Annotated in this window: 10 protein-coding genes; 7 read left to right on the top strand and 3 right to left on the bottom strand. The window is 59.6% G+C overall.

The features are described from left to right. Positions 1-69: 69 nt before the first annotated feature. Positions 70-825 carry a response regulator transcription factor gene (locus OS035_RS22930; protein ID WP_097627783.1) on the bottom strand — a complete coding sequence of 252 codons (756 nt, stop codon included), beginning with the start codon at positions 823-825 and terminating at the stop codon, positions 70-72. 564 nt (positions 826-1,389) lie between these two features. On the opposite strand from OS035_RS22930, the gene OS035_RS22925 reads away from it, so the two are divergent. The 6 genes from OS035_RS22925 to OS035_RS22900 are packed head-to-tail and all read left to right on the top strand — an operon-like array spanning position 1,390 to position 6,933. Further along, entirely contained in the window at positions 1,390-1,896 is a 507-nt protein-coding gene (locus OS035_RS22925) for an acyltransferase (protein ID WP_097627782.1), read from the top strand. Beyond that, a complete protein-coding gene (locus OS035_RS22920; protein WP_097627781.1) occupies positions 1,893-2,930 on the top strand; it encodes a Gfo/Idh/MocA family protein in 1,038 nt (345 codons plus the stop codon). Before OS035_RS22925 ends, OS035_RS22920 begins: the two co-directional genes overlap by 4 nt. Continuing rightward, positions 2,927-4,030: a DegT/DnrJ/EryC1/StrS family aminotransferase gene (locus tag OS035_RS22915; RefSeq protein WP_097627780.1), complete on the top strand. Its 1,104-nt coding sequence runs from the start codon at positions 2,927-2,929 to the stop codon at positions 4,028-4,030. Before OS035_RS22920 ends, OS035_RS22915 begins: the two co-directional genes overlap by 4 nt. After that, positions 4,020-4,739: an acyltransferase gene (locus OS035_RS22910; protein WP_097627779.1), complete on the top strand. Its 720-nt coding sequence runs from the start codon at positions 4,020-4,022 to the stop codon at positions 4,737-4,739. The genes OS035_RS22915 and OS035_RS22910 overlap by 11 nt, the downstream gene beginning before the upstream one ends. Beyond that, the gene (locus tag OS035_RS22905; protein ID WP_331814097.1) at positions 4,736-5,707 is read left to right on the top strand and encodes an NAD-dependent epimerase/dehydratase family protein; all 972 of its coding nucleotides are present in this window, start codon (positions 4,736-4,738) and stop codon (positions 5,705-5,707) included. The genes OS035_RS22910 and OS035_RS22905 overlap by 4 nt, the downstream gene beginning before the upstream one ends. Beyond that, entirely contained in the window at positions 5,704-6,933 is a 1,230-nt protein-coding gene (locus OS035_RS22900) for a DegT/DnrJ/EryC1/StrS family aminotransferase (protein ID WP_183856388.1), read from the top strand. Before OS035_RS22905 ends, OS035_RS22900 begins: the two co-directional genes overlap by 4 nt. Before the next feature lie 51 nt (positions 6,934-6,984). Here OS035_RS22900 and OS035_RS22895 read toward each other — a convergent pair whose 3' ends face one another. Together OS035_RS22895 and OS035_RS22890 are read right to left on the bottom strand one after the other, a co-directional pair. Beyond that, a complete protein-coding gene (locus OS035_RS22895; RefSeq protein ID WP_097627776.1) occupies positions 6,985-8,493 on the bottom strand; it encodes an O-antigen translocase in 1,509 nt (502 codons plus the stop codon). A 79-nt stretch (positions 8,494-8,572) separates the two neighbouring features. After that, positions 8,573-9,886: a polysaccharide biosynthesis/export family protein gene (locus tag OS035_RS22890; RefSeq protein ID WP_331814119.1), complete on the bottom strand. Its 1,314-nt coding sequence runs from the start codon at positions 9,884-9,886 to the stop codon at positions 8,573-8,575. A gap of 571 nt (positions 9,887-10,457) precedes the next feature. Between OS035_RS22890 and OS035_RS22885 the strand changes: the two genes are divergently transcribed. Further along, positions 10,458-13,866: N,N-dimethylformamidase beta subunit family domain-containing protein (locus tag OS035_RS22885; protein WP_331814096.1), on the top strand; the 3,409-nt coding region annotated here is incomplete at its 3' end.

The raw sequence follows: 13,866 nt of genomic DNA, 5'->3' as shown, positions 1-13,866 counted from the left end.
TTGCGCCACCGTGTGATTTGAGCAAAGAAACGTGGTTCCAGGAATGCTCCGGCCAGCACGTATTCACGTTCATGCCGGAATAGTATTTTGGAACAAGTCGTTAAGCTTGAACACGACCTCCGTCCTGTTCGTTGCCTTGACCTTTTTCATGATGTTGCGAACATGAACCTTGACTGTGCTTTCTCGCAGGTTCAGTTCGTAGGCAATGATCTTATTCGCCTTCCCGCGGCGCAGTGCCGCGACGACTTCGGCCTGGCGATCCGTGAATATTCCGGCCAATGGATGCGCTGTCGGATTGTTCGACTGCATCAAGTGGCGCATGGCGAACAACGCGCTTGCGGGCACGAAAAGTCCTCCTGCGACCGATAGCGCAATCAGCTCCATGCAGACGCTAATGCTGACGGAGGCAGGTATGTATCCCTTTGCTCCGTAATCGATCGCCCTGACGATCTGGGCGAAGTCGTCGCTATCGGACAATATGATGACCGGTGTCGATACGAATTCCGACGAAAGAGCCTTGATCTGCTCCGAAACGACAGGGTCGTCGACCGTCTTGCCGCCGACGTTCAAGAGGATTGCCGAAAGCGGAGGATATTCTTCACGCTTTTGCTTCCACTCCTCAATCGATCCGAACGCCAGAATTACGAAATCCGCCGTGTGTGCGGCCATGCATTGCGCAAGGCAGTGCCGGTCAAGTTCCCTTTTATCGAGAATGACAAGCGAATGCTTTGACTTTGACGGTCCGGCAAGCGCTGTCGAACCATCGTCTATCTCCAACGGAAGAGATATGTTTTCCTGCCTGTGGCTTATATTTATTGTATCCAACGCCCTATCCTCCCAGCCTTTTTTACGCGGTACTTCAAAGTCGAATATCAAACCCCTCTGTAAATATGGGAGTTTAATAACCAGAAGTGCTAAACTATTAACACAGTTTCCAAGATGTTAAACTAATTAATAGTGGTTATCTCAACACATAAGTTCCACGCAAATATACAAATGGCTACATAGTTGAGAATGATCGATCTCGGCTAATTCATTTGTATGGCGGGGCGTCAGGTTGCTACATATATATATAGTCGAATGCGCTAAACCCATGTAAACCATGCCCGTCCTCGACGTGGAGGATCAGGATCGCTCGGCGCGTGACCTGTCGCCGCCGATGGTCGATGGTCATAGACGTTCGCATGCGCTCGTCATCCGATTTTCGTAAGCAGATACGCCTTTAGGTGAATGAGCTTCAACGTTTTGTTTCTTTACTCAGATGAAGAAAACAATTCTTTTTGAAGGGAAGGAAATATTTGCTCTGACGAAACGAAACCTTGGATGCATTCTTGCGATGGCCGGTTTCACCCACGTCAGGGCCTGTTGAAGCGTAGGGGGCGAGTTGGGATGATTGCATCGAACGTCAACCTGGGTGACGGCTGCGTTATCCACCATCGGGATCTTGTGAATCTCTACGGCTGTACGATAGGCGCGGGAACGCGCATCGGCACCTTCGTTGAAATCCAGAAAAACGTCCTCGTCGGAAAGGACTGCAAGATCTCCAGCCATTCCTTCCTTTGTGAAGGCGTGACGCTGGAGGACGGCGTTTTTATCGGCCACGGGGTCATGTTCACCAATGATACCTACCCGCGCGCCGTCAATTCGGACGGCAGTCTGCAGACGGAGGCTGATTGGGTCGTCATCCCCACTCTGGTCAAGCGCCACGCATCGATCGGCAGCAACGCCACCATTCTGCCCGGCGTGACCATCGGCGAGGCCGCACAGGTCGGCGCCGGCGCTGTCGTAACGAAGGATGTGCCTGCCGGCGCCATTGTTGCCGGCGTTCCGGCGAGAATCACCGGTCGCGTTCATGACCGGTCAGTTGACATGCAAGTGTTGGGAGGAATGCGATGATCGGCATTGCTGTAGTTGGGTATGGGTATTGGGGCCCGAACCTGGTTCGTAACATCTCTGAAGCGGCCGGCGCGCAGCTCCTTTCAGTTTGTGATCTCAACGTCGAACGGCTGGCGGCTGTGAAAAGCCGGTATCCGGCGGTGACGATCACCGACAATTTCGAGGAAGTTCTGCGCGATCCGAGAGTGGATGCAATCGCCATCGCAACCCCGGTCTCGACCCATTTCAAGCTCGCAATGCAAGCGATGATGGCCGGAAAGCATGTCTTCGTCGAAAAGCCGATGGCATCGACGACGGAGGAGGCCGCCCGGATGGTCGAGGAGGCCGCGCGCAGACGCCTCGTGCTGGCCGTGGATCATACCTTCGTTCACACCGGCGCCGTCCGCAAGATGCGCGAATTGGTCGAAAGCGGCTTGGGCGACTTGTATTACTACGACTCGGTTCGGGTCAATCTGGGGCTCTTCCAGCACGATGTCAGCGTTATCTGGGATCTCGCGGTGCACGACCTGTCCATCCTGGACCATGTTGTGCAGGAAAGGCCGGTGGCTGTGTCTGCGACGGGCATGAGCCACGTGCTCGGTGAGCCGGAGAACATCGCCTATCTGACGCTTTTCTTCGAAAGCAAGCTTATCGCCCACATCCACGTCAACTGGCTGGCGCCGGTCAAGGTGCGCCGCACGCTGATCGGCGGCAGCAACAAGATGGTCGTCTACGATGATCTGGAGCCCAGCGAAAAGATCAAGGTTTACGACAAGGGCATCACGCTGAACCCGAATTCCCAGGCCTACGGGGAGAAGGTGCATCAGATGATGGTCGGCTACCGCAGCGGCGACATGTGGGCGCCGAAGCTCGATATGACCGAAGCGTTGAAACGCGAGCTGGATCAGTTCGTCGATTGCATCGAGCAGAGCTCGCGGCCCATTACCGATGGCCAAGCCGGGCTGCGCGTTGTTCGCATCCTTGAATCCGCAAGCCGGTCGCTCGCCCAGCGCGGTCGCATCATTGAGCTCGAAGAGGCGAGGCGCATTGCATGATCCCGTTCCTGGACCTCAAAGCACAATATCAATCGATCAAGAGCGAAATCGACGCCGCCGTGCTCGGCGTGCTCGGCTCGGGACAATACATACTGGGCGAGGAGGTCGCCCGGCTCGAGCAGGAATTCGCGGATTATTGCAACGTCAAACATGCGATAGCCGTCAACACCGGGACGAGCGCCCTGCATCTGTCGCTGCTCGCGGCAGGTGTCGGCCCCGGCGATGAAGTCATCACCGTGCCGTTTACCTTCGTCGCGACCGTGTCGGCGATCTGTTACGCAGGTGCACGACCGGTGTTCGTCGATGTGGAGCCCGTGACGCTGACGATGGATCCGGCTCAGCTCGAGGCAAAGATCACTCCCCGAACCAAGGCCATTATTCCCGTCCATCTCTACGGTCAGATGGCCGATATGGACGCGATCAAAGCGATTGCCGACCACCACCGGATACCGGTCATCGAGGACGCCTGCCAGGCACATGGAGCGCAGTATAAAGGCGCGCGCGCCGGCAGCATCGGCGCATCCGGCTGCTTCAGCTTCTATCCCGGCAAGAACCTCGGCGCCTGCGGCGAGGGCGGTATCGTCGTCACGAACAGCGACGATCAGGCCAAGACGATGCGCATGCTGCGCGACTGGGGTCAGGAACAGCGTTATCACCATCTGCTGAAGGGCTTCAACTACCGCATGGATGCCATTCAAGGTGCGATCCTGCGCATCAAGCTCCGGCACCTCGAAGCCTGGACCGAAGCGCGGCGCTCCCATGGCCGCCGCTATTCGCTGCTGCTCGGCGGTTCGCCGAATTTGAGGACGCCTGTCGAAGTCGCCGACCGGCGTCACGTCTACCACGTCTATGCCATCAGAAGCCGCGATCGCGACGAGCTTCAGCGCGGGCTGAGCGCGGAGGGCATCCAGTCCGGGCTGCACTATCCGATTCCCGTTCACCTGCAGAAGGCCCATGCCGACCTTGGGTACCAAGCTGGCGATTTCCCAATCTCGGAAGCCGCCGCACGGGAGGTGCTCTCGCTGCCGATCTATCCCGAGATGCCGGCGTGGCACGTCGATCAGGTGGCCGCTGCGCTGGAGTACGCCTATGTCAGCTAGTCGTGCCGGCGAGGCCCGGGTCGTGCAGGCGGTCCATGGCCGTCATGAAAGGCCGGCGGACCCGGCCTACCAGGCTGGGTTGGCCGAAGAACTCAGGCAATCTTATGGGCGTGCCGGCCTGATTGAGCTCTACGGTCGATTTGCGGCCGGGGACGGTGTCATCGATACTCTGATGCGAAAAGCCATCTGGCAAGCGATCGCGCGAAGTTGCGGCGCAGGATTGCAGGTTGCAGGCGGTGCCGGTTTCAAGCATCCGGAAACATTCGAAATCGGCAATGGCGTGTTTATTGGCGCCCAGGCCTATATCCAGGGACGCTTCGACGGTACCTGCGTGATCGGCGATAATGTCTGGATCGGGCCGATGGCCTATTTCGACGCGCGCGATCTGGTGATCGAGGATTGTGTCGGCTGGGGACCTGGCGCCAAGGTGCTTGGCTCCAGCCACACGGCCCTGCCGGTCGATGTGCCGATCATCCGCACGGATCTCGAAATCAAGCCGGTCCGTATCGGCGCGTGGGCCGACATCGGAACCAACGCCACAATCCTTCCCGGAGTGACCGTCGGCAAAGGCGCGATCGTCGGTGCGGGCGCCGTTGTCGTCTCAGATGTCGAGCCGTTTTCAGTTGTCGCCGGCGTGCCGGCGAAGTTCATACGCTGGCGCACGGAGGCTGATCCTGTGCTGGATATATCGCATGGAGGAAGATCGTGAGAAATCAACGGGTGCTCATTACCGGCGGAGCCGGCCTGATCGGGTCGCATATTGCCGATCTCGTTGCATTGGAAAAACCGCGTGAGATCATCATTCTCGACAACTTCGTGCGCGGACGCCGGGATAATCTCAGTACGGCAATAGCCAGCGGGTGCGTTAATATCATCGAGGGAGATATCCGCGACAGAGCGCTTCTGGCAAAAGTCTTCGAAGGCGTCGATATCGTGTTCCATCAGGCCGCCATCCGCATCACGCAATGCGCGGAAGAGCCACGACTGGCTTTTGATGTCCTTGCGGAGGGCACGTTCAATGTTCTCGAAACTGCCGTCAAGGCCGGTGTTTCGAAGGTGGTCGCTGCTTCCTCGGCTTCCGTTTTGGGGCTGGCCGAGAGCTTTCCCACAACCGAAGAGCATCATCCCTACAACAACCGGACGATCTACGGCGCGGCGAAGGTATTCAACGAGGGGCTGATGCGCAGCTTCGCGGAAATGTACGGTCTGCGCTATGTCGCGCTCCGTTATTTCAACGTCTACGGGCCGCGCATGGACGTCTACGGCGCCTATACGGAGGTTCTGATCCGTTGGATGGAGCGTTTGGCGGCGGGAATGCCGCCCCTCGTCTACGGGGACGGCAGCCAGACGATGGACTTCGTCGATGCCCGCGACATCGCCTGCGCTAACATTTTGGCCGCGAAAAGCGATGTCACGGACGAAGTGTTCAACGTCGCGAGCGGCAGGGAAATAAGCCTGCTGCAACTCGCCAAGATGCTGAGCGACATTATGGGTTCGTCACTTGAGCCGGAGCATAAAGAAGCCCGCACGGTCAACGGCGTGACTCGTCGTCTTGCCGATATCAGCAAGGCGGAACGGCTCCTTGGCTTCAAGGCGGAGATCTCCATGGAGCAAGGACTTCGTGATCTCGTTGCCTGGTGGCAAATGCAGACCGACGCAGGGGGGCAGGCAGCATGAGTTCATCTCAATCTACAATACTGGCGACAATCCCGGTCGCCAAACCCGTCCTCGGGGAGGAAGAGGCTGAGGCTGCGCGCCGCGTTATTCTGTCGGGATGGGTGACGCAGGGGCCGGAGGTCGCGGCTTTCGAGCGTGAATTCGCTGCCTTTGTGGGCGCCGCGCATGCTTGCGCCATGTCCAACTGCACAACTGCGTTGCATCTGGCGCTGAAGGCGGTCGGCGTATCCGCCGGTGATGAAGTCGTGACGGTCAGCCATTCTTTCATCGCGACGGCAAATGCGGTTCGATACTGCGATGCGGTGCCCGTTTTCGTTGATATCGAAGACGATGGTTACAACATCGACGCCAGTCTGATCGAAAGGGCAATCACGCCCCGCACCAAGGCAATTCTCTGCGTGCATCAACTCGGCATGCCTTGCGATCTCCGCGCTGTCGTCGAGATCGGCAAGCGCCATCAGATACCGGTCATCGAGGATGCCGCCTGTGCGACGGGAAGCGAAATCCTGTGGGATGGGCGTTGGGAAAAGATCGGCAAAGCGCATGGCGACATTGCGTGCTTCTCCTTCCACCCCAGGAAGGTCGTCACCACGGGCGATGGCGGCATGCTGACCACGGCCAATCCCGAATATGACCGGAAGTTCCGGCTCTGGCGCCAGCACGGCATGAGCGTCACCGATGCCGTTCGTCACGGGTCGAAGCAGGTCATCTTCGAAGACTATGACGAGTTGGGTTTCAATTACCGGATGACCGATCTTCAGGCGGCCGTCGGACGCGAGCAATTGCGGCGGCTGCCGGGGTTGGTTGCCCAGCGCAGGCTGCTTGCCGAGCAATATTGCGAACGTCTGCAGACGATTACCGGGCTTTCCCTGCCGGCCGAGCCGCGCTGGGCTCGCAGCAACTGGCAGAGCTTCTGTGTGAGATTGCCCGATACGGTCGACCAGAGGGCCGTCATGCAGACGCTGCTCGATCAGGGTATCTCGACGCGGCGTGGTGTGATGAACATTCACCTGGAGGGAGCCTATTCAGGTGAGAGCTCCTATCGCGCAGCCTCGAGCCTGATGCGAAGCGTATCTGCGCAGCAGCAAACCATCATCCTGCCGCTTTATGCCCAGATGACGGTGTCTGACATGGACCGGGTTGTCGAGGCACTTCGCGCCGCCGTTGCGGAAGCGACCGTCGGAGCGGCTGCCGTGCAACCTGCCAGGGATGTTGCTCTCGCCTGAACAATCGGCATAACGAACAATGCGCGCATCTTCGGATGCGCGCATTGTTCGTTATGCTGATTTCGTGATCCATCCGCGGATGATTGCCGGCACGGATTCCGGCGGAAGCAGGTCGATCAGCATGCGCAGCGAATAGAGCCCGCAGAGAACGACGGCGACGAAGCCGATCGCCGTCGCCGGCCATAGCGGCAAAATCGAGAACATCAGGAATACCAGTCCCGATGCAGGCAGGAACAGCAGCGCATGTCTGCGATTGGCGGCGGACCAGCGAAAACCGGTCAGCCTCCGCACGATCACATAGATCAGGATGCTGTGCCAGACATAGAGGCCAAAAAACGCCATGCCGGCGCCGCGCGTACCGAACAGCGATACGAAGAGCCAGGCAAGCCCGACATGCACGACTGCCGCCGCAACCTCCGTCCAGAAGAAGATCGCCTGGGTACGCTTCGCCACGACGATGAAACCCATCGGCCAAGCAATGATCCGCAGCATCATTCCGAGGCAGATCCAGCGCAGAAGCTCGACTGCCCCATGAAATTCAGCCGAATAGAACAGGCTCATCATCAGCGGCGCGAGCGTCAGCGTGCCGAGCAGGCCGGGGCCGGCGAGCAGCATGCTGATTTCCGCCTGTTCATTGACCAGCCGATTGCATTCGGCACTGTTGTCGATCGTTGCGGTCAGGCGCGGATAGAAATCCGTTCCCATGGCCTGCAGGATGAAACCGGCGTATAGACCGCCGAGGCCCCAGGCCGCCTGATACAGTCCGGCCGCCATGACGCCGCCCTCCTTCAGCACGATGAGGCGGATGGCATAGGCCGCACCGAAGGTCAGAAGTCCGCTTGCCATGAAGACGAAACCGAGCCGGAGCAGCGCCGACACCTCCCGGCTGAACTGGCGCGCCGGCATTGGGGATGGATGCGGGAAGATCCGCCGGCTGTACCACCAGGTCGGAAGGATCGAGGCAGCTGCAATGACCACGAGCGACGGTGCGATCGCCTGGACCCCGAACAGGTAGATCAGCGGGATACTCACGGCCGTACCGATGAGCCCGGCAAGCACGTTGATGCGGGCAAGATCGGCAATGCCGCGCAGGCCCTGAATCAATGCGCTCTGCCCCGCAGACACCAGCCGGAAGAAAACGGCGAGCGACAGCAGCACAATGCCGCCGACGTGCTGGAAATCACCGAAAGTGAAACTTGAGACAGGATATGCCAATGCGGCGAGAAGAACCGCCCCAAGCAGCGCCAGCACCACCGATATGCGTCTCAGCACGGTTGCCGACTGGGCAATCCTCGCTGAGTCGCCGGTGCCGGCTGCCTCAGCGACTTGGCGCACGCCACTGCCGCCGACGCCCAGACCCGCGATAGACTGCGCGATATCGACAATCGAGCTATAAAGGCCCATAAGCCCGATGCCCTCAGGCCCGAGCAGGACGGCCATCGCCTTGTTTCTGATAATGCTGAGTGCGACATTCACGAGCGAAGCGCCGCCCATCAGCATCGTCGACTTGAGGATCTCGGTGTAGGTCTGGCTGCCGGGTGGGGTAATGCGCAAAGTCATCGGAAGCCCCCAGCCGTGTGTCCTGTGCCGGCGTTCAATCCCCGCCGCAGGCTCGATTGCAGCACATGCTTTTCGCTTATCACCGGCTTACCTGACTGATATGCGCCTCGTTCTGAGCAGGTAGAGCTGCGGCGTCTTCGGACGGCGCATCGGCGATGCTGCGGCTCCGGGTTACCCTGATCACGTCGCCCGGCGCTAACTCGGTCGTTTCCAAGGCCTGGAATTGAGTGACCTGTCCATTGTCCCGCCGGTTCACGACGAACGTCAGGGGGAGTTCGTCAACGCGGTTATTCACGTTGGCGCCGTTCGCCAGGTCTTCGAGAAGAAGTTGTTGCGTGGTGTCGCGCTTCAATTTCAGCTGATCGAGATTGGCTCTTTCCGCCTGCACCTCGGACGCGATCTCGCTACGGCGAGTGTCGGAAAGTCCCTCGAGACTGCGCGTCGTCTCGTTGGTTGCCTGGCGGCCCCGCATGATGGCGGTGACGAGGTCGAGCCGGTCGGAGCGATAGGTGGTGAGCAACCGTTCCAGATCCATCTGGCGTGAGCTGATTGTCAGGCCCTTCTGGACCAGCGTCTTCACGCTCGTCAGTTGCTCCTCGACCGACTGGATATTGTCATCCGAGCCTTTCAGCTTTTCTTGCATTGTTTCGATTTCCGCCGTCAAGAGATTGCGCAATTCGACGAGCGCCACCGACTGTTTGTCCAGTGCGTTTGCACGGGCCTGAAAAATGACCCGCTCCTCATCGTAGATACTCTCGGCATATTGCCGATCGGCAGCGGGCGGCGGATCGAAGGCGATCTCTTTCTTCCCGGCCATCTCCGCTTGCAGCCGCGCGAGTTTTGCCGAACCGCGCAGCAGCGAATGGTCGATCTCCCGCAAGTCGCCGGCAAGCCTGATCGTCTGCGATTGCTGCTGTGCCGCAGCCCGCAACGGGCCGCCGCTCATGGCCAGGGATTGCAGGACGCTGAGGCCAGAGCGAAACTTGTATTCTCCCGGCGCTACCACGTCTCCGACGACGTAAATGGAGGGATAGTCGAGGATATCGATGGTCACCGCAGGCGCCTGGGCCAAACCCATCTTCGCTTGAAGGCGCTTGGCAATTTCGCTGGTAAGGCCCGCATTATCCAGATTTCCAACCGACAGCGACCCCAGAAAGGGTAGGGAGACCGTACCTGCATCCGAAACCGTATAGTCGCCGCCAATCCCGTCCCATCGCTCAAACTGGCCTTTGGACTGGATCCATTGGACGATTGTCAGGCGGATTCTCGTTTGTGGCGCCAAGGGGGAGCTGTCGGCGACAGCAGACGGCACCGCTCCGGCGAGAAAGGCGAGTGTGCTGATGACAAACGTCGCGCGAAAGAACACGCGAGGGGCGCGGTGCGATAGATTCATATGCATGTCTCGCCTGCAAACATTCTTACACGGACGCTGATACGATTACCTTGAACTCTGCTCGAACGCCGGAACCAAATTCCGAAGCTGCATCGCCAGTGTGCAGTCTGGCGAAGCCTTGAGGAAGGTGGAGGTCGTTTGCTTTGCCACATCAATATTGATGAGGTGGGGAGGGTGCTTCAGCCTAAATTGAGTAGAAACATGTATCGTCGGTGCCGCACACAGGCGTTGTCGCGCAAAATCAACAGGTTCTGCACGCAGAAATAGGCGCGCTCGCTTCGGTGAAGCGCAACCCCTCGGCAGCGCCTGTATGCTCCGGATCGCCGATCTTACCGCACGATGACCCGCCGCTTCGCTCTCTTCGCGGCTGCGAGCCTTGCACAGGAAACCGCAATCTCCGCCATCACGCATCTGATCCATCGCGCGGGCGCGCAACACGGCCGCTTGCCAAAAGGATGCCGCCAGTAGAGCGAAAGGAGTAGGATATACTCTGCTAATTTTCGACTATACTTCAGAACTTCGCGTTTAAGCGATATAGATTCGACCCTGACAATCTCGCGAGGTACCTGCCATGTATCGCAACGCTCGCCGGTGGACTTCGCGCTCACTCCTGCTGGATTCGCTGGTCCCCCGATGGTTGACTGTCGGCGGAAAGGAAAGGCCGCGTAAGCCGGCCGGAAAGCAAGGGGATGATGCCCAACTCGCGGCAGGGGTGCAAACGGCGGATGGAAACAAGCAGGCTCCCCTTGTCGGCGATCCCCATAATGACGCGGCGCTCAACAAGCACGACGTTGGGCAGATCGCGGGCGTGGACGGTGACTCTGACGGTCGGGCCGACGACGGCGTTGTAGCGCCGCCCTTGCCCGACGCTTTCACAGTCAATCGCGAAATCGGAAAGCGAAGCGCTAATAGAGCCGCGTCCGTACTGTCAGTTCATATGCCGGATTTTGCCCCTTTCGAGGGGAACGCGCACGGACTTGCGTTCGGGTCGGCATCACCCCTTTACCGCACCTACGCTGGAATGAACCTCATAGGCGACGATCCTTTGGCGCCATATCTGCCGCAAAGCCCTTCACCGACCTCGTCGGGGCACGATTCTGCCGCCGTCGCCAGCGAGCGTGCGCACTCGGGCAAAGTCGTCATTCTCGAATCGACGCCGTCGGCGCAGTCGACCGTGCAGCATGCTGGTGCAAATGCGCTGGCGGTTGGCATGCCCTTTGGTGTGTGCGGGTGCGGCTACTATACGTCCCCCACACGGATTCTCGATTACGCCCATAGCGGCGCCCTGCTTCAGCAAGATGGTCAGTTGCCGGGATCAAAGCTGACCGACGGACCGGACTATGCGGAGGCGATCAAGAAGGCCATCGGAGCCTCGGTCAGCGACCCGCTTCTCGATCGTAGCCTGTCTCCTCTCTCAGGCTGGCGCGGAACCGCAACGTGGACAGAATCAACGGCCCTGAACGGATCGTTGCCAGGCGGCGGAGAGACCGGAAAGGGCACTACCACGAAGGGTGTCGGCACCCTTTCCGGCTCGGTGACGACGCCGTCTCCACCTTCTGCGCAGCGATCGTTGACGACGCAAAATCTGGCGGCCGCTGCGGCGGCGGCCAGCAACGCGATCGTCCTGGAAAACCAGAAGCAGGGCAACCCGGAGAGCGAGTGGGGTATCGACGGTGCCGGCAGCACCAACATCGAAGGTTTTGCGACCGACATCAGCGTCGACAACGGCAAGACGATCAACTTCAAGATCAACACGAATTCTACCAACTACCGGATCGATATCTATCGACTCGGCTACTATGGCGGCATGGGCGCGCGCAAGGTCGCGACAATGCAGCATACCGGATTGCAGACCCAGCCCAGTCCGTTGCGCAATGCAACGACCGGCACGGTCGATGCCGGCAACTGGGCGGTTTCGGCTTCGTGGACCGTACCTGATGATGCTGTCTCAGGCGTCTACATCGCCAAGCTTGTGCGCCAGGATGGCACCTCTGGCGAAAATCAAATCCCGTTCATCGTGCGCGACGATGCCAGCCACAGCGACATTGTCTTCCAGACCGCAGACGAGACCTGGCAAGCTTACAACGGCTGGGGTGGCGCAAACTTCTATGGCGGCAACGGCCCCGCGACGGGCCAGGGCGCTGGTCGCGCCTATGCCGTCAGCTACAACAGGCCGATTGCAACCCGCGGCGGGGTCGGCACCTATGCCGGCCCGCAGGACTATCTGTTCGGCGCCGAATATGCTGGCATCTACTGGCTGGAACAGAACGGTTATGACGTCTCCTATATGTCGGGTGTCGACGTCGACCGCTATGGCAGTCTCCTGCTTAATCACAAGACCTATATCGATGCCGGGCACGACGAATACTGGTCGGGACAGCAGCGGACCAATGTCGAAGCCGCGCGCGACGCGGGCGTCAACCTGATGTTCTGGAGCGGCAACGAAGTCTATTGGCGCACCCGTTGGGGCAACGCCTACAGCGCCGACGGCACGCCCTATCGCACACTTATCTCCTACAAGGAGACATGGGCGCCTGGCAGCAGCATCGACCCTTCCAACGAATGGACGGGCACCTTCCGTGATCCGCGTCTCAGCCCACCTGCCATCGGCGGCGGAAACCCGGAAAACTCGCTGACCGGGCAGTTGTTCAAGGTCGACGATGTCGGCAGCAATCTCGCCGCGATCACCGTCGGATACGACGACGCCAACCTGCGCTTCTGGCGCAATACGAGCGTCGCCAATCTTCAGCCTGGCCAGACGGCAACGCTCACCAAGAACTATCTTGGTTACGAGTGGGATGAAGCGACTGACAACGGCTTCGATCCGGCTGGTCTCGTCAAGCTCTCATCGACGACGCTTCCGGTCAGCACCTACCTGCTCGACTACGGAAACACGACCGGCAATGCGACTGCGACCCACAATCTGACGCTTTATCGGGCGCCCAGCGGTGCGCTGGTGTTCGGCGCCGGTACCGTCTACTGGACGTGGGGCCTGAGCGACAATCATGACAATCAGGCGACTGCGACCGATCCCCGCGTGCAGCAGGCTATGGTCAATCTGCTGGCCGATATGGGCATTCAGCCCGGGACGCTGCAATCCGGGCTCGTTGCTGCAACGGCTTCGGCGGATCATACTGCACCGACTTCGGTGATCACGGTGCCCGCCACGGCGGCCGTTGGATCCACCGTGACGATTACCGGCACAGCTACCGATTCAGGAGGCGGGGTTATCGCCGCGGTCGAGGTCTCGACCGACAACGGGGCGAGTTGGCATCCGGCGACCGGCGATGAGAACTGGACTTATAAGTGGTCGCCGCAGACCGCGGGCACCTACACCATCCGATCTCGCGCAGTGGACGACAACGTCAACCTGGAAACACCCTCGACGGGTCGAACGGTCACCGTCAGCGGGCCGAATTACACCTCTCTCTTCGGTGCAGCGACACCGGCGGTGATCAACACCAACGATACCTCGGCCGTTGAACTCGGCGTGAAATTCCAGACCTCCTTGGCGGGCACCGTCACCGGCATTCGTTTCTACAAGAGCGACCTCGATACGGGAACGCATACAGGTTCACTATGGTCGAGCACTGGTACACGGCTTGCGACCCTCACCTTCACGAACGAGACGACCAGCGGCTGGCAGACTGCCTATTTCACCAGTCCGGTGTCACTGACAGCCGGGCAAACCTACACGGCGTCTTACCACACGAATACCGGTCATTATTCCACGACCACCAACTACTTCACCTCAAATGTGACCAGCGGTCCGCTGACGGCACCGGCCAGCGGCAATGGTGTCTACCGCTATGGCAACAACAGTCAGTTCCCCACGACCACATTTCAGTCGACGAATTATTGGGTCGATGTGATGTTTACCACGCCGAGCTCGAACACGACGCCGACGGCGGTTGCCGATGCGGGCGATGCGACCGAGAAGGGCGGCGTGGCCAACGGTTCGGGCGGCGCAGTCGCGAGCG

The sequence above is a fragment of the Rhizobium sp. 268 genome (assembly GCF_036571585.1).
Lineage (GTDB): Bacteria > Pseudomonadota > Alphaproteobacteria > Rhizobiales > Rhizobiaceae > Rhizobium > Rhizobium redzepovicii.
Note: the sequence above shows the minus strand (reverse complement) of the source record. Positions and strands in the feature narration are given on the sequence as shown.